The organism is Chromobacterium sp. HL1, assembly GCF_057418835.1.
Map to the genome: position 1 here is coordinate 3,895,816 of NZ_CP162399.1, position 24,507 is coordinate 3,920,322.

Annotated in this window: 21 protein-coding genes, 3 tRNA genes and 1 CRISPR repeat array; of the genes, 17 read left to right on the forward strand and 7 right to left on the reverse strand. The window is 62.0% G+C overall.

Annotated elements, in window-relative coordinates:
* Positions 1-37: 37 nt before the first annotated feature.
* Together AB1Z25_RS17735 and AB1Z25_RS17740 are read right to left on the reverse strand one after the other, a co-directional pair.
* On the reverse strand, positions 38-406 hold the full coding sequence (locus tag AB1Z25_RS17735; RefSeq protein WP_166454272.1) for a type II toxin-antitoxin system death-on-curing family toxin: 369 nt from the start codon (positions 404-406) through the stop codon (positions 38-40).
* Complete coding sequence (locus tag AB1Z25_RS17740) at positions 403-573, reverse strand: hypothetical protein (RefSeq protein ID WP_162788165.1); 171 nt, start codon at positions 571-573, stop codon at positions 403-405. Before AB1Z25_RS17740 ends, AB1Z25_RS17735 begins: the two co-directional genes overlap by 4 nt.
* Before the next feature lie 844 nt (positions 574-1,417).
* On the opposite strand from AB1Z25_RS17740, the gene csy1 reads away from it, so the two are divergent.
* The 8 genes from csy1 to AB1Z25_RS17780 all read left to right on the forward strand — a co-directional run bounded on the left by csy1 (position 1,418) and on the right by AB1Z25_RS17780 (position 12,035).
* A complete protein-coding gene (gene csy1 / locus AB1Z25_RS17745; protein ID WP_486635805.1) occupies positions 1,418-2,761 on the forward strand; it encodes a type I-F CRISPR-associated protein Csy1 in 1,344 nt (447 codons plus the stop codon).
* Positions 2,758-3,756, forward strand: coding sequence for a type I-F CRISPR-associated protein Csy2 (gene csy2, locus AB1Z25_RS17750; protein WP_486635806.1), 999 nt, complete (start codon positions 2,758-2,760; stop codon positions 3,754-3,756). Before csy1 ends, csy2 begins: the two co-directional genes overlap by 4 nt.
* Positions 3,757-3,768: 12 nt before the next feature.
* Positions 3,769-4,806, forward strand: coding sequence for a type I-F CRISPR-associated protein Csy3 (gene csy3, locus AB1Z25_RS17755; RefSeq protein WP_486635807.1), 1,038 nt, complete (start codon positions 3,769-3,771; stop codon positions 4,804-4,806).
* A gap of 3 nt (positions 4,807-4,809) precedes the next feature.
* Positions 4,810-5,367 (forward strand): type I-F CRISPR-associated endoribonuclease Cas6/Csy4, encoded by a 558-nt coding sequence (cas6f, locus tag AB1Z25_RS17760; protein WP_486635808.1) that lies wholly within the window; start codon positions 4,810-4,812, stop codon positions 5,365-5,367.
* Positions 5,368-5,496: 129 nt separating this feature from the next.
* Positions 5,497-7,445: a CRISPR direct-repeat array (repeat unit 28 nt; unit sequence GTTCTCTGCCGGATAGGCAGCTTAGAAA).
* A 114-nt stretch (positions 7,446-7,559) separates the two neighbouring features.
* Positions 7,560-7,805: a type II toxin-antitoxin system Phd/YefM family antitoxin gene (locus AB1Z25_RS17765; protein ID WP_019103002.1), complete on the forward strand. Its 246-nt coding sequence runs from the start codon at positions 7,560-7,562 to the stop codon at positions 7,803-7,805.
* Complete coding sequence (locus AB1Z25_RS17770; RefSeq protein ID WP_486635809.1) at positions 7,795-8,082, forward strand: type II toxin-antitoxin system RelE family toxin; 288 nt, start codon at positions 7,795-7,797, stop codon at positions 8,080-8,082. The genes AB1Z25_RS17765 and AB1Z25_RS17770 overlap by 11 nt, the downstream gene beginning before the upstream one ends.
* 235 nt (positions 8,083-8,317) lie before the next feature.
* Positions 8,318-10,996: a TonB-dependent receptor plug domain-containing protein gene (locus tag AB1Z25_RS17775; protein WP_486635810.1), complete on the forward strand. Its 2,679-nt coding sequence runs from the start codon at positions 8,318-8,320 to the stop codon at positions 10,994-10,996.
* Between the two features lie 79 nt (positions 10,997-11,075).
* Positions 11,076-12,035: a bifunctional helix-turn-helix transcriptional regulator/GNAT family N-acetyltransferase gene (locus AB1Z25_RS17780; RefSeq protein ID WP_486635811.1), complete on the forward strand. Its 960-nt coding sequence runs from the start codon at positions 11,076-11,078 to the stop codon at positions 12,033-12,035.
* 140 nt (positions 12,036-12,175) lie between these two features.
* Here AB1Z25_RS17780 and AB1Z25_RS17785 read toward each other — a convergent pair.
* Positions 12,176-12,250, reverse strand: a tRNA-Glu gene (locus AB1Z25_RS17785).
* A 6-nt stretch (positions 12,251-12,256) separates the two neighbouring features.
* Positions 12,257-12,333, reverse strand: a tRNA-Arg gene (locus tag AB1Z25_RS17790).
* 814 nt (positions 12,334-13,147) lie between these two features.
* Between AB1Z25_RS17790 and AB1Z25_RS17795 the strand changes: the two genes are divergently transcribed.
* From AB1Z25_RS17795 to AB1Z25_RS17805, 3 genes are all read left to right on the forward strand, one after another.
* Positions 13,148-13,666, forward strand: a complete 519-nt coding sequence (locus AB1Z25_RS17795) for a DUF2975 domain-containing protein (RefSeq protein WP_486635812.1) — start codon at positions 13,148-13,150, stop codon at positions 13,664-13,666.
* A 3-nt stretch (positions 13,667-13,669) separates the two neighbouring features.
* Positions 13,670-13,903, forward strand: a complete 234-nt coding sequence (locus AB1Z25_RS17800) for a helix-turn-helix domain-containing protein (protein WP_235086820.1) — start codon at positions 13,670-13,672, stop codon at positions 13,901-13,903.
* 291 nt (positions 13,904-14,194) lie between these two features.
* A complete protein-coding gene (locus AB1Z25_RS17805) occupies positions 14,195-14,494 on the forward strand; it encodes a hypothetical protein (RefSeq protein WP_486635813.1) in 300 nt (99 codons plus the stop codon).
* Between the two features lie 434 nt (positions 14,495-14,928).
* On the opposite strand, the gene AB1Z25_RS17810 is transcribed toward AB1Z25_RS17805, so the two are convergent.
* The 3 genes from AB1Z25_RS17810 to fdhD form a co-directional block, all read right to left on the reverse strand.
* Positions 14,929-15,022 (reverse strand) — tRNA-Ser (locus AB1Z25_RS17810).
* A gap of 61 nt (positions 15,023-15,083) precedes the next feature.
* Positions 15,084-16,310 carry an aspartate kinase gene (locus AB1Z25_RS17815; RefSeq protein WP_227104858.1) on the reverse strand — a complete coding sequence of 409 codons (1,227 nt, stop codon included), beginning with the start codon at positions 16,308-16,310 and terminating at the stop codon, positions 15,084-15,086.
* Between the two features lie 217 nt (positions 16,311-16,527).
* On the reverse strand, positions 16,528-17,337 hold the full coding sequence (fdhD, locus tag AB1Z25_RS17820) for a formate dehydrogenase accessory sulfurtransferase FdhD (RefSeq protein ID WP_486635814.1): 810 nt from the start codon (positions 17,335-17,337) through the stop codon (positions 16,528-16,530).
* Between the two features lie 137 nt (positions 17,338-17,474).
* Between fdhD and fdnG the strand changes: the two genes are divergently transcribed.
* The 6 genes from fdnG (at position 17,475) to AB1Z25_RS17850 (ending at position 24,506) form a co-directional block, all read left to right on the forward strand.
* Entirely contained in the window at positions 17,475-20,531 is a 3,057-nt protein-coding gene (gene fdnG / locus AB1Z25_RS17825; RefSeq protein WP_486635815.1) for a formate dehydrogenase-N subunit alpha, read from the forward strand.
* A gap of 9 nt (positions 20,532-20,540) precedes the next feature.
* Positions 20,541-21,416, forward strand: a complete 876-nt coding sequence (fdxH, locus tag AB1Z25_RS17830) for a formate dehydrogenase subunit beta (RefSeq protein ID WP_107800487.1) — start codon at positions 20,541-20,543, stop codon at positions 21,414-21,416.
* A complete protein-coding gene (locus tag AB1Z25_RS17835) occupies positions 21,413-22,042 on the forward strand; it encodes a formate dehydrogenase subunit gamma (protein WP_107800488.1) in 630 nt (209 codons plus the stop codon). The genes fdxH and AB1Z25_RS17835 overlap by 4 nt, the downstream gene beginning before the upstream one ends.
* Positions 22,039-22,965 carry a formate dehydrogenase accessory protein FdhE gene (fdhE, locus tag AB1Z25_RS17840; protein WP_486635816.1) on the forward strand — a complete coding sequence of 309 codons (927 nt, stop codon included), beginning with the start codon at positions 22,039-22,041 and terminating at the stop codon, positions 22,963-22,965. Before AB1Z25_RS17835 ends, fdhE begins: the two co-directional genes overlap by 4 nt.
* Positions 22,966-23,112: 147 nt before the next feature.
* The gene (locus tag AB1Z25_RS17845; protein WP_486635817.1) at positions 23,113-24,120 is read left to right on the forward strand and encodes a hypothetical protein; all 1,008 of its coding nucleotides are present in this window, start codon (positions 23,113-23,115) and stop codon (positions 24,118-24,120) included.
* 17 nt (positions 24,121-24,137) lie between these two features.
* Positions 24,138-24,506, forward strand: a complete 369-nt coding sequence (locus tag AB1Z25_RS17850; protein WP_048409685.1) for a response regulator — start codon at positions 24,138-24,140, stop codon at positions 24,504-24,506.
* Position 24,507 lies beyond the last annotated feature (1 nt).

Sequence of the window (24,507 nt, forward strand, 5' to 3'; positions counted from 1 at the left end):
GGGCACATTGGCTAAACGCCCTTTGAGATTCTGATAGCTATGAATTAGCCAGTGAGTAAAGAATCGTAGCCAGTTCCGTCACCTCCAAGGCCCCGGAAGCGACATCCACCATAATGTCTTCCAGCTTGGCACTACGCAGAATCACCACGCCTTGCAAGTCCAGATAAGTCAGCGCCGTCACCAGCGCGGTCCGTTTATTGGCGTCATTGAAGCAATGGCCGCGAGCAATGGCCACCGCATACATGGCGGCGATATCGAAGATATCCTCCATCCCCTCATAGCGGATCTTGTTATCCACTCGCGCCAACGCGCCCTCCAGCGGCCCAATGTCATGCATGCCCGCCAACCCTGGCTCCATCTCCAAAATGGCATCATGCAACTGCACCACCACGCGTGGATTGATCATCGATCCGCCAACGCCTTGATCACTTTTTTGTGGCGCTGGATCACCCGCTTGGCCGCAGTCTTGACAATGCGAACGCCGGGTTCACCGCTCAAATCCAGCTCTACCGGCTTGACCGGCCCTTTGCGCGCCTTCAGCACAATCCCATAGTTTTTAGCTGTTTTGCTCATCATTACTTTCCTTCAAGCCGAAGCCATTTTTGCTGAATAGACCTGTAGGAACATCAACCAGTCTGGGCAAGAGAAATGAGCACCTCATCCCGCAGAGAACAGCAGTCTGGCGTGGGATGGTGTGGTACCACTCTTTCCTAAATTGTCTATTCGGCAGTGAACATCACTGCTGGCAAAGGGTGACCGCCGAGCTTTTTCTAAGCTGCCTATCCGACAGAGAACATACGGGGTAGATGAACAGTAGGTTTATTCCGTTACTTAAGCTGCCTATCCGGCAGCACGCCATACAAGTCTAACAGCTTCCACAGCAGACAAATCGATATCACATGGCAGCACCATCCCGCCGAACACATGACTTAACCGCCTGAGTTCAGCACACCAGACCCCCTGCTCCACCCCCGCATGATGCACATCAAGTAAATCCAGACCGCTGTCCATACCAATATCACCTGCTCGCAGGCACACTAGATAGATGGCATTCCAGTTGAATGGACGTAAAAAAGGCCAGTCGCTTGCGCGCTGGCCGGTCTGAACTGCCTATCCGGCAGAGAACTGAAATGAAAATTCCAGCTTTACTATTTCTAAGCTGCCTTATGCCGGCAGTGGCGCCGATGTTACAAGCCACCCTGCCAATTACCGATAAATGTAAAATTCAGCTTTACTAGGTAAAAAATTAGCGTATGGTCGGTGTTGTGAGAGTGCGCTTGGCAGACCGGCCTCCACCCCAACCCCTTGCAAAACAGGAGGATGCGCATGCAATGAAGCACCGAGCCAAGGCCCCGGCAGCCCAATCGCGCCGGGGCCGCACTGCTGTTTGTTCCTGATTTTGATCCAAGGACCAGCCATGCCCCCTACCCTCACGCCCCGCGCCGCAGCACTACGCGCCTTGATGGCCGGCTTCATCCGGCAACGGCGCGACGACAAGCTGGACAAGCTCGCGCCCGACGACGACGCCAAGCGCGAAGCGCTGCTGACCCAACACCAGCCCACCGCCTGGCTGGCGGACGCCGCCCGCCGCGCCGACCAGCTGCAAGCCGCCACCCATACCCTTAAAGCCATCCACCCGGACGCCCGCGGCAGCAATCTGTACGCGCCGCCCTCCACCCTGCCGCCGCGCCGCGAAGTGGGCAGCCACTGCCTGGGCGCGGATTTTGCCGACGACGTGGTGGGCAACGCCGCCGCGCTGGATGTGTACAAGTTTCTGAAGCAGCAACACGACGGCCAAAGCCTGCTGGCGCTGGCCTTGGCGCAAGACGCCGATCTAGCCGCCGCGCTCAGCGACGACCCTGAGCAGGCGCAGGCCTGGATCGCCGCCTTCGCCGCGCTGACCGACGCCGGCGCGGCGGCCGCCAGCCATAGCCGCGCCAAGCAAGTGTATTGGCTGGTGGGTTACGAGCCGGCCAAGGACGAGCACTACCACCTGCTGGCCCCGCTCTATCCCAGCGCGCTGGCGCAGCGGCTGTATCAAACCATCCAGGAGCACCGCTTCGGCGAAGCCGCCAAGGGCGCGCGCCAGGCCCGCCGCGAACAACGCGATCACCCGCACGGCTATTGCGATTATCCGCAGCTGGCGGTGCAGAAACTGGGCGGCACCAAGCCGCAGAATATTTCCCAGCTCAATAGCGAACGCAAGGGCAATAACTATCTGCTGGCTTCCCTGCCGCCGCAGTGGCGAAGCCAGGGCCTGAAACCGCCGCTCAATAGCGAGGACGCGCTGCTGCGCTTTGGTCGCCGCAACGATGTGCGCCGGCTGGTCCGCCAACTGCGCGTTTTTCTGGAAAGCCAACCGCCTCAAAACAAAGATGCCCAAGATCGTCGTGACGATCTGGGCAATGCGCTGCTGGAGGAGTTGCTGCTGTTCGGCAAGGAAATGCACGAAGGCCTGCCGCCCGGCTGGAGCGCGGACACGCGCTGCCGACTGCCGGAATACCAGCAGCTGTGGCTGGACCCCTGGCGCGCCGATGCGGACGCGGACTTTGCCGCGCGTTGGCACAGCGAGGACTGGCCGCTGGAAGTGGCCAAACGCTTCGGCCGCTGGCTGAACCAGCAATTCGACGCCAGCCCGCTGGAGATGGGCGACGCGGAGTTCCGCCACTGGGCGCGCGAGCTGGCCGGGGATCTGGGCTGGCAGGCCCAGCACGATCAAACCCGCCGCCAGCTGGCGGCGATGGCCAAGGAGCAAGCATGAGCACTCTGCCCATGATCACCGGCCTGCTGAGCGTGCCCCGGCTGCGGGTGCAAAACGCCAACGCCATTTCCAGCCCCTTCACCTGGGGCTTTCCGGCCATTACCGCCTTCACCGGCCTGGCCCAGGCGCTGGAGCGCAAGCTGGCCGGCAGCCTGGATTTGCAGTTCGAGGCGGTGGGCGTGGTCTGCCACCATTACCAGGCGCAGACCAGCGGCGCGTATACCCAGGGTTTCCACCTCAGCCGCAACCCGGTGGACAAGGACGGCTCCACCGCCGCCATCGTGGAGGAAGGCCGCATCCACCTGGACATCAGCCTGCTGTTCGGCCTCACCGGCGAAGCACTGGCCGCGCCCGAGGAGCAACTGCCGGAACTGGCGCGGCAGGTAACGGACACCCTGCACGGCATGCGCATTGCCGGCGGCAGCGTGACGCCGCCGCTGCCCGGCCGTCGCCGTCCCGCGCCGCAGTTGATGACCTTGAGCGAGGACGAGACGGAACGACTCAAGCAATTCCGCCAGCTGCGACGCAGCCTGCTGCCCGGCTTTGCGCTGGTGTCCCGCGACGATCTGCTGCAAAGCCACCTGGCCGCCTTGCGCGCCAGCCAGCCGCAGACAGACCTCTTCGATGCCTGGCTGGATCTGTCTCGCATCAACCACGCGCCGCACTGGCAGGAACAAGCGGACCCGGCCGGCGGCGAGCCGCGCCGCACGCTGGAATGGCGCAGCCAACGCGGCCACAGCCAGGGCTGGACGGTGCCGATACCGGTGGGCTACGGCGCGCTGTCCCCGCTCTACCCGGCCGGCAGCGTGGTCAACGCCCGCGACGCGCAGACGCCGTTCCGCTTTGTGGAAAGCCTGTATTCGCTGGGCGAATGGGTCAGCCCGCACCGGCTGCACGATGTCAGCCAACTGCTGTGGTACGCCGACGACGACACCGCCAGCGGCTTGTACCGCTGCCGCAATGATTACGCCGCCACCTTGGAAATAGAAGACTAGAAAGGAAGCCTCATGAGCACCGCACCGCTGAAAACCGCTACCGTATTGGCCTTTGAACGCAAGCTGGACCCGTCCGACGCCTTGTTTCACGCCGGCGACTGGCAACAGCGCGAGCAGCACGCCGGCTGGGAGCCGGTCAGGGTCATCGAAAAATCCGTGCGCGGCACCATTTCCAACCGCCTGAAAACCAAGGACCAGGACCCGGCCAAGCTGGACGCGCAGATTGAAAACCCCAATCTGCAAACCGTGGACGTGGCCGCGCTGCCGCACCACGCGGACACCTTGAAGATCAGCTTCACGCTGCGGGTACTGGGCAATGTCGGCGCGCCGTCCGCCTGCAACGACAGCGCCTACCAGGCCAAGCTGCGCGCCACCGTGGCCGGCTATGTGCAGGCCCACGGCTTTGCCGAGCTGGCGCGCCGCTATGCCTGCAACCTGGCCAACGGCCGCTTCCTGTGGCGCAACCGCGTGGGCGCGGAGCAGGTGGAAGTGCGGGTGGCGCTGCTGGAGCAAGGCCAGCCGGCGCAGCAATGGCAGTTCGACGCGCTGGCGCTGTCCCTGTGCCACTTCGACCCCGGCAGCCAGGCCGCCGCGCTGGAACAACTGGCCGCCGCCATCGCCGCCGGCCTGGCCGGCCAGCGCCATCTGCTGCTGCAAATCACCGCCTTTGCGCGGCTGGGCGCCGGCCAGGAGGTGTTCCCCTCGCAGGAGCTGATCCTGGACCGCGGCCGCGGCGACAAGAGCAAGACCCTGTACGCCATCGAGCAAGGCGCGCTGAAAATCGCCGCCATCCACTCGCAGAAGCTGGGCAACGCCATCCGCACCATAGACGACTGGCACCCGGAAGCCGAACAGCTCGGCCCCATCGCGGTGGAGCCCTACGGCTCGGTCACCACGCTGGGCAAGGCCTGCCGCCAGCCCAAGGCCAAGTCCGACTTCTACACCCTGCTGGACAACTGGGTGCTGAAAGACCAGGCCCCGGCGCCGCATGATCAGCACTTTGTGCTGGCCACGCTGATCCGCGGCGGCGTGTTCGGCGCGGCGGAGTAAGCCATGGATCATTACCTGGACATCCGGCTGCGCCCGGACCCGGAGTTTGCGCCCACGCTGCTGATGAACGCGCTGTTCGCCAAGCTGCACCGCGCGCTGAGCGAGCAAGGCCGCGACGACATCGGCGTCAGCTTCCCGCGCGCGGCCCCGGCCGCCGCGCTGGGCGACACCCTGCGCCTGCACGGCGGCCACGCCGCCTTGCTGCGGCTGATGGCCGGCGACTGGCTCAGCGGCATGCGCGACCACATCGCGCTGGCCGCCATCCAGCCAGTGCCGCCGCAGGCGGAAGCCTGGCAGGTGCGGCGCAAGCAGGCCAAGACCAATCCGGACAAGGAGCGCCGCCGGCTGGTGCGGCGGCTGGGCATCAGCGCGGAAGAAGCCGCGCAGCGCTTCCCGGACAGCGCCGCCCGCCGCCTGGCCCTGCCCTTCCTCACCCTCAACAGCGCCAGCACCGGCCAGCGTTACCAGCTGCACATCGAGCAGCGCCCAGCCCCGGCCACCCACAGCGGCCGCTTCAACGCCTTCGGCCTCAGCCCCGACGCCACCGTGCCGTGGTTCTAACCCTTTTTTTCCAGCCCTACCGCCAAGCCTGTTAAATCAAGGGCTTGGCGCGGGGAGAAATAAAAGGGTTTTTATTGGGGAAAGCGATGCTTTCCCCCGCTGGCGCGGGTTTGCGGGGGAAAGGCTCTAGTTCTCTGCCGGATAGGCAGCTTAGAAAACCTGGGTCGCTTCATCGGCCTGGTGCGCGGCGTTCTCTGCCGGATAGGCAGCTTAGAAAGGCTGGACAACCCTCTTTTGTCGGGTCCATCGGTTCTCTGCCGGATAGGCAGCTTAGAAATCCAAAGTGGCGTCGTTCGCCTGGAGCTGGAAGTTCTCTGCCGGATAGGCAGCTTAGAAATGATAGCCGACCGCGCCGACGACGGGCGCGAGGTTCTCTGCCGGATAGGCAGCTTAGAAAAAACCCTCCTGCAGATGACCGTCGGCGGAGTGGTTCTCTGCCGGATAGGCAGCTTAGAAAAGGATGCAGATGAACTCATCGCGCCAGCCAAATGTTCTCTGCCGGATAGGCAGCTTAGAAAAGCGACCACAGCGCGAGAATGGCGCCAGAGACGTTCTCTGCCGGATAGGCAGCTTAGAAAGGCTCAAGAGCAGGCCGAAAGTGAAAGAGGCCGTTCTCTGCCGGATAGGCAGCTTAGAAAGCTCGTTTCGTTTTGGGCAATTCTTTCGTCGTGTTCTCTGCCGGATAGGCAGCTTAGAAATCGCTATCGCGCCGTCTATGACTACGGCGTGAGTTCTCTGCCGGATAGGCAGCTTAGAAATATCCCGCATTTGATCGCTTCGCAGGTCAGAAGTTCTCTGCCGGATAGGCAGCTTAGAAATTGGGGCGTTTCGTGGCAATGCCGAAGCCGAAGTTCTCTGCCGGATAGGCAGCTTAGAAAAGCGTGGTGGAGCATGAGATACGCGAGCAGTAGTTCTCTGCCGGATAGGCAGCTTAGAAAATCGGCAACAAGCCCGCCAGCGCCGCCTGGAAGTTCTCTGCCGGATAGGCAGCTTAGAAATCCGACCAGCCTCGGCTGCTCTTGATTTTTAAGTTCTCTGCCGGATAGGCAGCTTAGAAACCATCGCTGCGCGCGGCCCGGCTTGCCGTCGCGTTCTCTGCCGGATAGGCAGCTTAGAAAGCTACAAGCCAGATTTTGGCGTTACTTGGCATGTTCTCTGCCGGATAGGCAGCTTAGAAAAGCGAATGAACGGCCACGCCTGGCGCAAAGCCGTTCTCTGCCGGATAGGCAGCTTAGAAATGGCCCGCGTGGAAGCAAGCGCTCGTTGCCAGGTTCTCTGCCGGATAGGCAGCTTAGAAAACTGGGAGAAGACTTCGCACGCGCTGCTGGTCGTTCTCTGCCGGATAGGCAGCTTAGAAAAGGAGACGGCCCGGCCGCTGCTGACGCCGGGCGTTCTCTGCCGGATAGGCAGCTTAGAAAAAAAAGATTCATGGCGAAGGCAATCAGCAGGCGTTCTCTGCCGGATAGGCAGCTTAGAAAAGAGGCAAATCGGTCATGGCGGCCAACTCGGTGTTCTCTGCCGGATAGGCAGCTTAGAAAGGGATGAACGGCATGGAGTTCATCAGCGACAGGTTCTCTGCCGGATAGGCAGCTTAGAAATTAACGGCTGGCAGCCCCATGAATTCCTGATAGTTCTCTGCCGGATAGGCAGCTTAGAAATGCCAATCTTTCGCAGCGTGGTTAGTGCGCTTGTTCTCTGCCGGATAGGCAGCTTAGAAAGTATGGGGTTAGTTTCGTCCTTGACAGATCATGTTCTCTGCCGGATAGGCAGCTTAGAAAGAGTGCTTCACCAAAGCCGGCCAATCCCAGCAGTTCTCTGCCGGATAGGCAGCTTAGAAAACAATGCTGCCGCCCTCGGCCGGCTTTCCGACGTTCTCTGCCGGATAGGCAGCTTAGAAAGGCATCGGGCGTCTGTTTGCTCATGGGGATGTGTTCTCTGCCGGATAGGCAGCTTAGAAAAGCATCCGCGCCACCCTAGCCGCTGCCGGCATGTTCTCTGCCGGGTAGGCAGCTTAGAAACTGCTGATTAAAGCAAGAGCATTTCAGCTTAGGTTCTCTGCCGGGTAGGCCGCTTAGAAAATCCACAACTTGATCTGGTGTCCGAAAGGCGGCTTCACTGCCGGACAAGCAGCTCCCCACAACAAAATCAATGCTATATTAGGCATCTAAATAGATTTTAATTAGGGAGAAGTTATGGACTTGGTACTTGCCGATGTGGCTGTCAGCGTCACCGAGCTCAAACGCAATTTTGCCGGCATCATGCGCGAGGCCGCAGGGCATCCGGTGGTAATCCTGAATCACAACCGCCCGGAAGCCTATCTTGTTCCTGCCGCCCAGTACGAACGCATGATGAACCTGCTTGAAGACATCGAGGACGCAAAGTTGGTGCTGGAACGTCGGCAACAGCCCACCGTCAAGGTGGACCTGGATGAGCTATGAAGTTGTCTTCCGGGTGGATGCGGAGAAGGAATGGCAAAAGTTGGACCCATCAATCCGACAGCAGTTTGCCAAGAAACTGAGAGAACGAGCCGAGCATCCGCACAACCCTTCCGCCAAGCTGCATGGCCTGGAAGGCTGCTACAAGATCAAGCTGCGTCAGACCGGATACCGGCTGGTCTATGAGGTGGACGACGGCAAAATCATCATCATCGTGGTGGCTATCGGACATCGCGACAAGAATGAAGCGTATCTGAAGGCTAAAGCGCGCCAGGGCTGAGCCGACGCAAGCCCGTGACAGCGTGTCCGCGGTTCTCACTCTCCCAACCCCTCCCCTGCCACAACGGCAAACCCCGCGCCCAATCCCCACCCACGCCAAGCTCCCGCGATCCTTCCAATCACGTTATTCTCAATTTGAATAACAATCTAATTTTCAAGATTTTTAACATATATGCAATCGTGCTAGATTTTGTTTTCCAAAATCAATAAAGGGCCGGCGCAGCCGGCATTCCGCGATGGCATATCCCCATTTCACCCTCTCCGCGCTGGCGCTGGCCTTGGCAGGGCAAGCCTTGCCGGCGCTGGCCGCCGACGGCAACACGCTGGACAGCGTCACCATCACCGGGTCGCGCATTGCGCGCGCCGGCAAGGAAGGCCCCACCGGGGTCACGGTGCTGAGCGGCGCCGATATCGAAAAGCAGGGTTACACCAATGTCTACGACGCGCTGAACAATCTGGCGCAGAACACCGGCTTCACCCAGGGCGCAGATTTCGGCAATACCTTCACTCCGGCCGCCAACGCCATCAGCCTGCGCGGGCTGGGGCCCAACCATACGCTGACCTTGCTCAACGGCCGCCGCATCGCCGATTACCCGGTGGCTTACGAGGGGTCGGTCAACTTCGTCAATCTGGCCAATATCCCGGCGGCGATGATTGAACGCATTGAGGTACTCAACGGCGGCGCGTCGGCGATTTACGGCTCGGACGCCATCGCCGGCGTGGTCAATGTGATCCTGAAGAAGAAGGCCGACGGCACCACGGTCAACGTCAAGGCCGGCGGCAGCGAGCATCACGGCGGCGAAAACCTGCGCCTGCAACTGAGCGGCGGCAAGAGCTGGGACAAGCTGAATCTGGTCTATGCGCTGGAGTTGAGCCAGCGCAACCCGATCTGGTCGCGCCAGCGCGGCTTCATGGCGGACAACACCGTCAACGGCGCGGCGCCCACCACGGTGTGGTCGCAGAAGGATGTGAGCAGCGGCAAGTTCATCGACCCCGGCGCGGCTTGCGGCGCGCTGGGCGGCTTGTACGCCGGCAGCGTGCGCGCTTACCGCAGCAGCAAGAGCAATGTCTGCGCCAGCCCGCTGGCCAAGGCCTCCTACTGGACGGTGCAGACCGCCAACCAGAGCCAGAACGGTTATCTGAGCCTGAATTACGCGCTCAACGATCACCTGGAGTTGTTCAGCGACGCGCTGCTGGCCTTCAACCACAGCGAGAACAACACCCGCGGCCCCAGCTGGACCTCGGCCGCCGGCAACGGCGGCTATTTCCTGAACCAGAACAGCGGCCGCTACGAGGTCTGGAGCCGCTTGCTGTCGCCGGAGGAGATGGGCGGCGCCAGCCGCTACAACCGCAAATGGGACGATGTGGCGGCCAACCTGACTTTCGGCCTGCGCGGCACGGTGCCGGGCAGCAGCTGGAGTTACGAAGCCGCTTACAACGCGTCCATCTACACCAGCCAGAACATCGCGCCGCGGCTGCTGGCCAATGCGGACAGTTTCTTCCTGGGCCAACAGCAGGGCGTGGACGCCAAGGGGGTGCCGATTTACGCGCCGTCGGCCGGGCCGTTCAACCGCCGGCTGACGCAGGCGGAGTTCGACAGCATCGCCGGGCGCTCGGTGAGCCAGAACAAGTCCTGGCTGCAGGCGCTCAGCCTGAGCGGCAGTGGCGAGTTGTTCAAGCTGCCGGCCGGCGCGGTGAAGCTGGCCGGCACGCTGGAATGGGGCAGCCAGGGCTTCAGCAACGATCCGGACCCGCTGATCAATCAGGGCGCGTTCTACAACACCTCGCCGGCCGTGCACGCCGGCGGCGCCCGCTCGCGCCAGGCGCTGGGCGGCGAGTTGTTCATCCCGGTGTTGAAGCGGCTGGACCTGACGCTATCCGGCCGTTACGACCGCTACCAGCTGCCGGACAGCAGCGCCGGCAAGTTCACTTACGGCGCCGGCCTGGCGTTCCGACCACTGAACAGCTTGCTGCTGCGCGGCAGTTACGCCACCAGCTTCCGCGCGCCGGACATGAATTATCTGTTCCTGACCCAGAGCCGCGGCTATTACTCGTCCAGCACTGATTACTGGCGTTGCGCCCAGGCCAGCCAGCCCTTGGCCAGCTGCGACTACAAAAGCATGTCGCCGGGCGCGGACTACGTGAAGAACGGCAACGCCGAACTGAAACCGGAAAACGGCAAGTCCTACGGCTTCGGCTTTGTATGGTCGCCCAGCAGCAGTGCGGATATTTCGGTGGATTACTGGGACATCGCCATCAATGATCTGGTCACCGACCTGAGCGGCGACAAGCTGTTGCGCGACGAGGCGCAGTGCCGCGCCGGCGTGCTGGACGCGTCGTCCCAGCTGTGCCAGGACACATTGCGCCGAGTGCAGCGCAATCCGGCCAATGCCTTGATCAATCCGGGCGCGATCAAGCAGATCGTGGTCAACCCGATCAATGCGGCCAGCGAGCGCACCAGCGGTTTCGACATCGCCGGCAAGCTGCGCTGGAAAACCGCCAACTGGGGCAGCTTCCTGCTGAAAGCCAATTACACCAAGGTGCTGAAGCACACTTACCAGCAGTTTGCCGGCGATGTGGAAAAGAATATGTTGAACGACCCGGAAAACACCGATTGGCCGGACAAGCTGGACACCAGCCTGAGCTGGGACATCGGCCCCTGGTCGTCCACCGTGCTGCTGACCCGCTACGGCAAGATTCCCAAAGCCGACGGCTCCGGCAATCTGACGCCCACGGTACTGGCCAATTTCAGCACTCAGTATCAATGGAGCAAGCAGACTTCGGTGGGGCTCATCGTCAACAATGTGCTGGACACCATCAAGCGCGACGACACCAGCAACTGGCCCTACTACCCGGTGGGCAGTTATCTGCCCTATGGACGCCAGTGGTGGGTGGAGGTGAATCACAAGTTCTGAACGGCTGGCGCGCTCACGATTTATTGTAATAAGCAACTATTTAGTTGTATGTTACAACCATTACTACAGGAGAGCGCGCATGAACCCTACACAGCCGCAGCAGCTTGTCATCGACCAGATCCGCTCCGCCTCGCGGCGCATCGTGCGCGAGCTGGGTTTCATGCGCAGCACCCTGGCCATGAGCCGGCACTCCGCTTCCGCCGTGCATGCGGTGGTGGAGATCGGCCTGGCCGGCAGCTTGTCCGCCAGCCAGTTGACGGACAAGCTGCAGCTGGAAAAATCCACGGTGAGCCGGCTGGTGCGCAAACTGACGCAGGGCGGCGAGCTGCTGGAGCAGCCCTGCCCCAGCGACGGCCGGACCAAGCTGCTGGCCTTGAGCCCGTCCGGCCAACAGCTGTTCGCGCAGTTGCAGGACTACGGACGCGGCCAGGTGGGCGGCGCCCTCGTCCACCTGTCGGCGGAGCAGCAGCGGCAGGTGGAACAAGGCCTGAATTGCTATGCGGCGGCGCTGGAAGCCAGGCACGCCGAGCACACGCCGCCGACCGCCGCGCCCATCGCCGTTGAAACCGGTTACCGTTGCGGCGCGCTGGGCAGCATTGTCGCCATGCATGCGCGCTATTACCACGCCCACGCCGGTTTCGGCGCTTTTTTCGAACGGCAGGTGGCCACCGGCCTGGCCGATTTCCTCGGCCGCCTGAGCCAGCCCGGCAATCAGCTGTGGCTGGCCTTGCGCGACGGCCGCATCATCGGTTCATTGGTGATTGCGGCGGAGCCGGACGCGCCGGGGCAGGCGCAGCTGCGCTGGTTCATTCTGGACGAGGAGGCGCGCGGCAGCGGTCTTGGCCGCCGCATGATGGAACAGGCGATGGCGTTTTGCGATCAGCAGCGCCTCGCCGTCCGGCTGTGGACCTTCCAGGGCTTGCTGGCGGCACGGCATTTGTACGAGGCCTTCGGCTTTGTCTTGAGCGAGGAGCGCCCAGGAGCGCGCTGGGGCGAACAGGTGGTGGAGCAGTGTTTTACACGGCCCGCCAAAAGCTAGCCGCGCGCCGTGCTTCTGCCGGATGGGCCGCTTAGAAACAGCGGTCCCGTGTGGTGATGGTGCCGATGGGGTTCACTGCCGGATAAACAGCATTAGAAATGCAAAAAACCCACCGCTTGCGCGATGGGTTTTTCTAAATTTGGCGTCCCCACGGGGAATCGAACCCCGGCTACCGCCGTGAAAGGGCGGTGTTCTAACCGCTAAACTATAGGGACAGCAAGTGGCGCACCCGGAGCGATTCGAACGCCCGACCCTCTGGTTCGTAGCCAGATACTCTATCCAACTGAGCTACGGGTGCGCTGATTGGCCTAGAAAGAGGGATTCGTGAAAATGCCCGCTCTCAAACAACCAAACCCTTGAATTTTCTAGCAGCAGCGCTTGCTGTGCTGTCGATCAAGAGGCGCACAGTATGTGTCCTTTGCTGGACCTTGTCAACAGCTTGCTCTGAAATTTTTCCAAACCCGCAAAATAGAGAAAATTTTCGCAAAGCCATGCCTGACTCAACAAAACTCGCAATTTTCCCCGCCCGGCCTATAGCAAGCGCTACCCGCCGATTCTCATTTGTACGGTTCATTTTGGGTATGGCGTGTGGGCATCCTTCCGGTTCACCGATGGCGATGGCAGGTATGGGGATAGCGGCGGCTACTCGCTGCTCGACGAAGTGCCCTGGCAAGCTAGACCAAAAGTATTCATTTGGATGTTTTCGGCTGATTCAAACGTCCAACCAAGGTACAAGTTTCATGAGCTTTAACCCCTCAATCGAATCCAGCTGATGGCCTTGTTAATGAAAGGCTTTCAGCGGCTTTTGATGGCGGTTCACTCCGTTCACCCAGGGAGAAAATGAACGCATGGCCAAATTGGCCAGACTGCAGAAGCGGCGCCTGCGGGATGCGGATGATCCCCATGCCCTGTTCGGCAAAGAAAGGCAGTACCCGGTCATTGAGCAAGTTGGCCCCCGTTCGACCGGTCACCGCAGCGACCTAGACCGGAGCCGTTCCCTCCTTACTGTTCCCTTGTTGCGACAAGCTCAAGCAAGATTATCGACAACGATAAATTTCTTGCGGAATACCAATGTCCTATTTATCGTTTAACAATAAATCCAGGAGGAGGAAATGATGCCTAGCCGTCCAAACCTTTTGTCTACGACCCGCCTGGTCTTGCGCGCCCTGCTCAGCCTGAACTTCATACTGGGCATGGGAATTGGGGCACTTTTGCTTGCCAGCTTTATCGCGCCGCAATGGCTGCAAACCGCGCTGGGCGCGCGACCGGAGGCTCCGCCCGCGCTAATGACAGGCATGCGCCTGATCATGCTGATCGGGCTCGCTGGCGTGCCGCTGGCGAATCTTGTCTTGGCGCGCTTGCTGGCGATGGTGACAACGGTACGCGATGGCGACCCCTTCATTCCGGCCAACGCCGCCCGGCTGCAAGCCATTCCTTGGGCGCTGCTCGCCATACAAATTCTCAACCTTGCCGTCGGCGCGGTTTGCGCAAGCGTATCCATGATCTACCCGTTGGACATTGGGTGGAGCCCTTCGGTCGATGGATGGCTATCCGTATTGCTGCTGTTTATTCTGGCGCGAGTATTTGATGCAGGAACGAAAATGCGTATCGATTTGGAAGGAACCGTATAAGCCATGGCTATTCTGGTAAAGCTCGATGACCTGTTGCATGAGCGAAGAATGACTTTGAGCGAGCTTGCGGACCGTGTAGACATCACCCTGGCGAATCTTTCCATCCTCAAAACCGGAAAAGCCCGCGCCATCAGGTTCTCGACCTTGGAAGCAATTTGTGAAGCCTTGCAATGTCAGCCGGGCGATTTGCTGGACTATGCGGCCAGCGCTAAGGAAGACCAAGCCGTCCCCAAATAAAGCTTAAGCCATCTGTTTACGCGCCGGGCCTTGGCCAGTTCCATCTGGCGGGCCAGTAGCGCCAGTAGCAAGCGCCCGCCAAATCGAACGGCGTCCGAAGCAAGCTGTATCCACTCGCCCAAATGGGTCATTTTCATGGAGAAAGATAAAATGCAAGACATTTCACTATTTCGCCTGAACTGCTTGAGAGGCCTGTATCTGTTTATCGCCGTCGGATTTGGAGTCTCCCTGCTGCCTAATATCTTGAGTCCCCATACCCCGGCGGTTCCCACTAGAACCGTGGTGGACCACATGCTCTTGGCCTTTTGGCTGTTAACCCTATTTGGCGTGCGCTACCCGCTGCAATTGCTCCCGGTGCTGCTATGGGAAATGATCTGGAAAACCCTGTGGGTGGTGTTGGTAGCCATTCCCCAGTGGCGCAGCGGGCGCATAGAACCCTTTACCGAAGCCAATCTGGGCTGGATTCCCTTGCTGATCGTCTTCTATGCAGTCGTGCCCTGGCGCTACGTATACGCCAACTACCTGCTCAAGCCATCCGAGCCATGGCGAAAGAAGACCAGCGCACCGGGCAGCGCGTCGCTGGCGGATTAGCGGATCGGGCGTCTGCTCTAGCGCCATTACGCTACCGGGCAGGAAGTGGCGGTGAATGAAACAGAGGCAACTATTCAGCTCCCTTGACGGTTTGAATAGCAGCGTGAGCAAGCGACAAAATGGCCGGAGCGGACCACCCACCTGCTTCCGGCCATCAATCGAATTCATCCGCCTCCATCCTCCAGCCGATGGAAGACACCCCTTTTCCCCAATACACAGAGGCAATCGGGCATTGCCGCGCAAACCGATCGAGGGCGTGTCTCGACTATGTTTTATCTCGGTCAAATGGATTGATCGCGTTTTCGCAGAGACGGTTACGCTTCTTAGGAAGCTCTTGGTCTTGTTGATCCGTTTCAGGAATCTAACGATGAGGTTCGGACCGCTAGGACGCAAAAAAGCCCTCGACTGTTTCCAATCAAGGGCTTAATGCGAACTGGCGGAGAAAGAGGGATTCGAACCCTCGATACAGGTTTAAGCCCGTATGCTTCCTTAGCAGGGAAGTGCCTTCGACCACTCGGCCATTTCTCCGTTCAGAGAGCGCCATATTAATTAGCGCTGCGCCCCCTGTCAAGCGTGTATCCGAAATTATTTACGCCGGCTGGTCCAGCCCGAAAACTTTATGCAAAACGCGAACCGCCAGCTCCAGATACTTCTCGTCCAACAGCACCGACACCTTGATTTCCGAGGTGGAGATCATCTGGATATTGATGCCCTCTTCCGCCAGGGTGCGGAACATGGTGGAGGCGATGCCGCAGTGCGAACGCATGCCCACGCCCACGATGGAGATCTTGGCCACCTTGTCGTCGGCGTCGATCTTGGCGGCGCCGATATGGGTCTGCACTTCGCGCAGGATGGTCAGCGCGCGCTGGAATTCGCCGCGCGGCACGGTGAAGGAGAAATCGGTCGCGCCGTTTTCGCCCACGTTCTGGATGATCATGTCCACTTCGATATTGGCATCGGCGATCGGCCCCAGAATCTGGTAGGCGATGCCAGGCTTGTCCGGCACGCCCTTGACGTTGATGCGCGCTTCGTTACGGTCAAATGCGATGCCTGCGACAACGGCCTTTTCCATGCTTTCATCTTCCTCATACGTAATCAGGGTGCCTTCGCCTTCGTCTTCGAAGCTGGAGAGCACGCGCAAACGAACCTTGTACTTGCCGGCGAACTCCACCGAGCGGATCTGCAGCACCTTGGAGCCCAGCGACGCCATTTCGATCATTTCCTCGAACGTGACGGTCTTCAGGCGGCGCGCTTCCGGCACCACGCGCGGATCGGTGGTGTAAACGCCGTCCACATCAGTGTAGATCTGGCATTCGTCGGCCTTCAGCGCGGCGGCCAGCGCCACGGCGGAGGTGTCCGAGCCGCCGCGGCCCAGCGTGGTGATGTCGCCGTCCTCGTCCACGCCCTGGAAGCCGGCGACGATGACGACGCGGCCTTCATTGAGGTCGGAGCGCATCGCGGCGTCGTCTATCTCCTGGATGCGGGCCTTGGTGTGGGCGTTGTCGGTGACCAGCTTCACCTGCCAGCCGCAGTAGCTCTTGGCCGGCACGCCGATTTCCTTCAGCGCCATGGCCAGCAGGCCGATGGTGACTTGCTCGCCGGTGGATATCACCACGTCCAGCTCGCGCGGGTCCGGATAGTCCTGAATCTCCTTTGCCAGGGCGATGAGGCGGTTGGTTTCGCCGCTCATGGCGGACACCACCACCACGACATCATGTCCCTGCGACTTCCACTTGGCGACACGGCGGGCAACGTTCTTGATCCGTTCGGTGGTTCCAACCGAAGTGCCGCCGTACTTTTGTACGATGAGTGCCATGCTTGTTTCTTATATTCGAAAGGGTTGAAATGTCGAGCTTCGATTCTGACCCTATCCTGGCCAGAATTGCAAGGCGGAATTCTCCGCGGATGCTGCAACGCAAAACCCGCGGCCAGCCCCAGCCGGCACTGCGCGGCGCAAGCTGCCGACGCTGCGACGCTTGCCGGCATCAATCCACGGCTGCCATGCCGTTTACTGGCAGAATATTTCTGTTGGATTACATGCGCAAACGTTCGGGGCAGCTGTACAGATTGGCGCGGCCGTGGCCGGCGAAGCCGATCAGGGTCAGGCCGTAGCGCGCGGCCATCTCCACCGCCAGCGAGGTGGGCGCGGACAGCGCGATCAGGATCTCGATGCCGGCGGCGGCGGCCTTCTGCGCCATTTCATAGCTGGCGCGGCTGGTGACGATGGCCGCGCCGTCCCGCCAGCCCTGGCGCGCGCGCGCGCCGATCAGCTTGTCCAGCGCCACGTGGCGACCCACATCCTCGCTAAGGTGCAGAAGTTCGCCCTGCGGCGTCACCCAGCCGGCGGCGTGGGCGCAGGCGGTGGCCTGGGACAGGCTTTGCGCCTGCTGCAGCACCGGCAAGGCGCGCGCCAGCGCGTCCAGGCTGAAGCTTTGGGTCTGCGGCAGCGGCGGCAGCGGCCGGTGGATTTCGGCCAGCTGTTCCACGCCGCACAGGCCGCAGCCGGTGCGGCCGGCCAGCTGGCGGCGGCGCTCCTTCAAGGCCATGAAGCGGGCCGAGGCCAGATCGATGCGCGCTTCCACGCCGCGTTCGCCCGGAACGATGTCGATGCCGTAGATCTCGCCCGGATGGGAGACGATGCCTTCGGCCAGGCTGAAGCCCAGCGCAAAGTCTTCCAGCTCCCGCGGGCTGGCCATCATCACCACGTGGGAGAGGCCGTTGTACACCAGCGCCACCGGGGTTTCCACCGCCACCCAGTCCTGCCTGGCCTGGGCGCCGCCGTGACGGCAATCGACAATGCCGAGCTCAAGCGCCGCCTGCTCCAGCGCTTCGGTTTTTTTCATAAAATGTGGCCTGCCATTCACTGCAATAGTTTGTACTAATTGATACCTAGGGCGATAATAGATTTTCCGCTGTGAGTGAGCAACGCGTCCTTGGTGGGTCAGGGACGCGCCCAGTTCAACCCCAAGGAGACAAACCCATGCAAGTCAGCAGACGGCAGTTTTTCAAGCTCTGCGCCGGCGGCATGGCAGGCACCACCATCGCGACCCTGGGCTTCATGCCCGAGACCGCGCTGGCCGACACCCGCAGCTATAAATTGCTGCGCGCGACGGAAACCCGGAATACCTGTCCATACTGTTCGGTGGGCTGTGGCATCTTGATGTACAGCCTGGGCGACGGCGCCAAGAACGCCAAAGCCGATATTTTCCACATTGAAGGCGATCCGGACCATCCGGTCAATCGCGGCGCGCTCTGTCCCAAGGGCGCCGGCCTGATCGACTTCATCCACAGCCCCAACCGCCTGCGCTACCCGGAAGTGCGCGAAGCGGGCTCCAACGAATACAAACGCATCAGCTGGGACGAGGCCTTCGAGCGCATCGCCGCCCATATGAAGCGCGACCGCGACGCCAACTTCGTCGAGAAGAACGCGGACGGCGTCACCGTCAACCGCTGGCTGACCACGGGTTTCCTGGCCGCTTCCGCGTCCAGCAACGAGGCCGGCTGGCTGACCCACAAATTCACCCGCAGCCTGGGGCTGCTGGCGGTCGACAACCAGGCGCGTGTATGACACGGACCAACGGTGGCAAGTCTTGCCCCAACATTTGGTCGCGGTGCCATGACAAACCATTGGGTCGACATCAAGAACGCCAACCTCATCGTCGTCATGGGCGGCAATGCGGCCGAGGCGCACCCGGTGGGTTTCCGCTGGGCGATTGAGGCCAAGACCCGCAACAAGGCGAAACTGATCGTCATCGATCCGCGCTTCACCCGCACGGCCTCGGTGGCGGATTATTACGCCCCCATCCGCACCGGCACGGACATTGCGTTCCTGTCCGGCGTGATCCGCTACCTGCTGCAAACCGGCAAGTACAATAAGGAATACACGCTGGCCTACACCAATGCCGCGCTCTTGGTGAACCCGGACTTCAAGTTCGACGACGGCCTGTTCTCCGGCTACAACGCCGACAAGCACAGCTACGACAAATCCACCTGGACCTACCAGCTGGACGACAAGGGCATGGCCAAGCGCGACGACAGCCTGTCCGACCCGCGCTGCGTGATCAATCTGATGCGCGAGCACGTGGCCCGTTACACGCCGGAAATGGTGGAAACCCTCTGCGGCACGCCCAAGGACGCCTTCCTCAAGGTCTGCGAATACCTGGCGGAAACCGGCGCCCACGACAAGACCACCTCCTTCCTGTACGCGCTGGGCTGGACGCAGCACTCCATCGGCTCGCAGAACATCCGCACCATGGCGATGATCCAGCTGCTGCTGGGCAATATGGGCATGGCCGGCGGCGGGGTCAACGCGCTGCGCGGCCACTCCAACATCCAGGGTCTGACCGATATCGGCCTGCTGTCCACCAGCTTGCCGGGTTATCTGAACATGCCCTCGGAGAAGGAGCCCACGCTGGAGTCCTATCTGAGCAAGTACACCAGCAAGCCGCTGGCCGACGGGCAGATGAACTACTGGCAGAACTATCCCAAGTTCTTCGTTTCGCTGATGAAGGCGATGTGGGGCGACAAGGCCACCGCCGACAACCAGTGGGGCTACGACTGGCTGCCCAAGTGGGACAAGAGCTACGACGTGCTGCAGTACTTCGAGCTGATGCATCAGGGCAAGATCAACGGCTATTTCTGCCAAGGCTTCAACCCCATCCTGGCCTTCCCGGACAAGAACAAGGTGGTGGCCTCGCTTTCCAAGCTGAAATATCTGGTGATCATGGACCCGCTGGCCACCGACACCTCCACTTTCTGGAAAAACCACGGCGAGCAGAACGATGTGAAGACCGCGGAGATCCAGACCGAGGTGTTCCGCCTGCCCACCACCTGTTTCGCCGAGGAAGACGGCGCGGTGGTCAATTCCGGACGCTGGCTGCAATGGCACTGGAAAGGCGCGGACGCGCCGGGCGAAGCCATCACCGACGCGGAAATCCTGGCCGGCATCTTCACTCGTCTGAAGGCGCAGTACGCCAAGAACGGCGGCAAGAACGCCGAGGCCATCATGAGCCTGTCCTGGGCTTACGGCGATCCGCACGAGCCCAAGCCGGAGGAACTGGCCAAGGAGCTCAACGGCAAGGCGCTGGCGGACATCCCGGATCCCAAGAACCCGGGGCAGTTCCTGGCCAAGAAAGGCGAGCAGTTGTCCGGCTTCGCCCTGATGCAGGCCGACGGCAGCACCGCTTCCGGCTGTTGGATCTTCGCCGGCAGCTGGACCCAGGCCGGCAATCAGATGGCGCGCCGCGACAACAGCGATCCGTCCGGGCTGGGCAATACCCTGGGCTGGGCCTGGGCGTGGCCGGCCAACCGCCGCGTGCTGTACAACCGCGCTTCCTGTAAGCCGGACGGCACGCCCTGGGACAAGAAGCGGACGCTGATCAAGTGGAACGGCGAAAAATGGACAGGCATCGACGTGCCGGACTTCAAGGCCGACGAGCCGCCCGGCAGCGCCATGGGCCCCTTCATCATGCAGGCCGAGGGCCTGGGGCGGCTGTTCGCTCTCGACAAGATGGCCGAAGGCCCCTTCCCCGAGCACTACGAGCCGTTCGAAACGCCGCTGGGCACCAACCCGCTGCATCCCAAGGTGGTGTCCAATCCGGCGGCGCGGGTGTTCCCGGCGGACCGCGAGCAGATGGGCAAGCACGACGCCTTCCCGTACGCGGCCACCACTTACCGGCTGACCGAGCACTTCCACGGCTGGACCAAGCACGCGCGGCTGAACGCGATCGCCCAGCCGGAGCAGTTCGTGGAAATCGGCGAGGCGCTGGCCAAGGAGAAAGGCATCGCCCACGGCGACACGGTGAAAGTGTCGTCCAAGCGCGGCTATATCAAGGCCAAGGCGGTGGTGACCAAGCGCATCCGCGCGCTGCAGTCGGGCGGCAAGACGGTGCACCAGGTCGGGATTCCGATTCACTGGGGTTATGAAGGGGTGGCCAAGAAAGGCTTCAGCGCCAACACGCTGACGCCGTTTGTAGGCGACGCCAACACCCAGACGCCGGAATTCAAGTCCTTCCTGGTCAACGTCGAGAAAGTATAAGGAGCGACCATGTCATCACTGCAATCGCAAGATATCCTGCGCCGCTCCGCCAGCCCCACCCAGCCGCCGGTGGTGCGCGATTACAAGGCCGAGGTGGCCAAGCTGATCGACGTGTCCACCTGCATCGGCTGCAAGGCCTGTCAGGTGGCCTGCTCGGAGTGGAACGACATCCGCGACGAAGTGGGCAGCAACGTCGGCGTCTACGACAACCCGGCCGATCTCACCGCCCACAGCTGGACGGTGATGCGCTACAGCGAGGTGGAGGAAAGCGGCAAGCTGGAGTGGCTGATCCGCAAGGACGGCTGCATGCACTGCGCCGACCCGGGCTGTCTGAAGGCCTGTCCGTCGCCGGGGGCCATCATCCAGTACGCCAACGGCATCGTGGACTTCCAGTCCGAGCACTGCATAGGCTGCGGCTATTGCATCTCCGGCTGTCCGTTCAACGTGCCGCGCATCAACCAGAAGGACAACAAGGCGTATAAATGCACCTTGTGTTCCGACCGGGTGATGGTGGGCCAGGAGCCGGCCTGCGTGAAGACCTGTCCCACCGGAGCCATTCGCTTCGGCACCAAGTCCGATATGCAGGCCTACGCCCATGACCGGGTGGAAGAGCTGAAGACCCGCGGCTACGCCAACGCCGGGCTGTACGATCCGGAAGGCGTGGGCGGCACCCACGTGATGTACGTGCTGCACCACGCCGACAAGCCGGAGCTGTATTCCGGCCTGGCCAAGGATCCCAAGATCAGCCCGGTGGTCAGCCTGTGGAAGGGCATCCTCAAGCCGCTGTCCACCATCGGCCTGGCGGCTTCGGTCTTGTTCGGCTTCTTCCACTACATCGGCGTCGGCCCCAATAAGGCGGAAGAGGAAGAGGAGGAAAAGGCATGAGCAAGGAAAAGCTGATCAAGCGCTACAGCGCGGCGGAACGCGTCAACCACTGGATCGTGGCGGTGTGCTTCGTGCTGTTGGCGATTTCCGGCCTGGCCTTCTTCTACCCGGCCTTCTTCTGGCTGACCGGCGTGTTCGGCACGCCGCAGCTGGCGCGCATCATCCACCCCTTCGTCGGGGTGCTGATGTTCGTCGGCTTCGCGCGCCAATTCCTGCGCTACTGGCATCACAACTTCCTGGACAAGGAAGACGTGAAGTGGATGATGGCGGTGAAGTCGGTGCTGTCCGGCCACGAAGTCGGCGACATCGGCAAGTACAACGGCGGCCAGAAAGGCATGTTCTGGCTGATGACCGGCTGCATGCTGGTGCTGGTGTGCACCGGCTTCATCATGTGGCGGCCGTACTTCGCGATGTACTTCCCCATCCCGGTGATCCGCGTGGCCCTGCTCCTGCACGCCTGGAGCGCGCTGATCCTGATCGCCGGCATCATCGTCCACGTCTACGCCGCCATCTGGGTGCGCGGCACGATACGGGCGATGGTGGAAGGCGTGGTCACCCATGCCTGGGCCAAGAAGCATCATCCGCGCTGGTACCGTGAAATGACCGGAGACAAGAACAAGCCATGAGCATACGCATCGTCCCCCTGGACGAGGCTGGCCGGCTGCAAACCGCGGCGGGAGAGATCCCGCCCTTATTGCTGCCCCAGCCCGCCGAACGCTATCTGGCCCGCAGCCGGCGCCTGACGGCGCTGGCCGACGGCCACCCGATGGCGGCCTATCTGGCCTTCGCCGCCCGCATCGCCGCGGCTCAGCACCGCCTGGTGCGCGAACAGCCGGTGACGCTGCCGCCGCGCGGCGATTACTTCCATCATTGCGCCGAACACGGCCTGCCGCCGCTGGGCGCCGCCGCCTGGCCGCGCGATCCGGTCTGGCGCGATCTGCTGCGCGCGCTGTGCGCGGAGCTCGCCGCCCTGCCCGGCCCCGCCGGCCTGGTGGCGCGCGAGCTGGAACAGACGGACGACGCCGCGCTGGAAAGCGCCGCCCGCGCGCTGCTGGACGGCGACTTCGCCGCCGTCGGCTCGGCGCGCGCGCCCTTGCTGTGGGCGGCGCTGTCGGTCTACTTCAGCCAGTTGGCCGCGCAACTGCAGGTGACGGCGGTGGCAGAACCCGACGACGCCCGCCACCTGTGCCCGGTGTGCGCGATGCCGCCGGTGGCCAGCGTGGTGCGCCTCGGCAACGAGTCCGGCCTGCGCTATCTGCATTGCAGCCTGTGCGAGAGCGAATGGCATCTGGTGCGCGCCAAGTGCAGCAATTGCGAGGCGACCCGCGACATCGGCTACTGGTCGCTGGAGCAAGGCGACAGCCAGCAGGCCGCGGTGCGCGGCGAAAGCTGCGGCGACTGCGGCAGCTATCTGAAGATCCTGGCGCTGGACAAGGATCTGGGCGCCGAGCCGGCGGCCGACGATCTGGCCACGCTGGCGCTGGACCAGCAACTGGAGCAGCATGGCTTCGCTCGCAGCGGGGTCAATCCGCTGCTGTTTCCCGGCTAAGCCGCCGCTGCCAACATCCCCCAAGCCTCCTACACGGAGGCTTTTTTCATGGCGTCGGCGAACCCCGTGGCCGCGCCGTCCGTTTGCATAAGAAAAAACCAACAACTACAAAAAAGGTATGACTTTTTCCTATCCCGGTTGATCGACATGGCCCAGCTCCCGCCTCTGACGCCAAGAAACCGCCTATTGCTGGGCCTGGCCATCAATGGCGGCGTCCTGTGCTGGCTGTTCTGGGGGCATTCGCTGCTCTGGGCCGGACTGGCGCTCAGCTGCGCCGCGCTGGCGCTGGTCCTGTTCTGGCCGGCGCCGGCCGCCGCCGCGGAGCCGGCCCCGACTCCGGACGAATACTGGCAGGGCTTCGCCAGCCACGTCTGCGCCTTGCTGCCCTTGTGGGCCGGCCACATCTCCTTGGGCAAGGAGCAGATGGACGACGCCGCCAACCGGCTGACCTTGCGCTTCGACGGCATACTGCGCCAAGTGGGCGGCGCGGTGCCCAAGCCGGGCGAACACACCGACCAGGCGGCGCTGGCCCAGGCGGAGAGCCGGCTCAAGCACATGCTGCAGCTATTGCAGAACGCCACCCGGCAACAGACCGATCTCGCCATCCACCTGCACACCCTGGGCCAATCGGCCAACACCCTGCAGAACCTGGTGCGCAGCCTGGTCAGCGGCCACCAGCTGGACGGCGAGCAAAGCATGGAGCAATTGGGCAGCGACACGCTGGAACAGCTGTCCCGGCTGCAGAACCAGATCGACAAGGCCATGGACAGCCTGGCGCAGATGGCGCACGAGCCGCTGCGGCCGCACGCGCCGCTGAACGCCGCCGACGCCTCCGCGCCGGCGGAAGAAGCCGCGCCGGACGACGAGGCCGTCCAATCCCAATCCTTGCAGCAAGCGCTGGAAGACATCCTGGTGCAGCTGCAATTCCAGGACCGGGTCGACCAAATCCTCAGCGGGGTGCAGAACGATATGCGCCGGCTGGAGAGCGTCTTCAGCCAGGCGCTGGTGGACACCGAGCGTCGGCCGACGCCGCCGGACACCGCCGCCTGGCTGGACGCCTTGAAAAACAGCTATACCACCCATGAGCAGCGCGTCCTGCACAGCAGCGACCAAGCGGAATCGGGCAATAAGCAAAACAACATCACTTTCTTTTGATCCGGGGAATGTTCCAGATGGCCAAGACCATACTCATCGTCGATGACTCGGCCAGCCTGCGGCAGGTGGTTCGCATGACGCTCGCCGGCGCGGGCTATGAGGTGCTGGAGGCCGCCAACGGCCAGGAAGCCCTTGACGTGCTGGACGGACGCAAAGTCCATTTGATCGTCTCCGATGTGAACATGCCGTTGATGGACGGCATCGCGCTGCTGCGCAATATCAAGGTCCATCCCAATTACAAATTCACTCCGGTCATCATGCTGACCACGGAATCCTCCGAGGAAAAGAAGCAGGAAGGCAAGGCCGCCGGGGCCAAGGCCTGGGTGGTCAAACCCTTCCAGCCGCCGGTGCTGTTGACCGCCGTTTCCAAATTGATCCTGCCCTGAT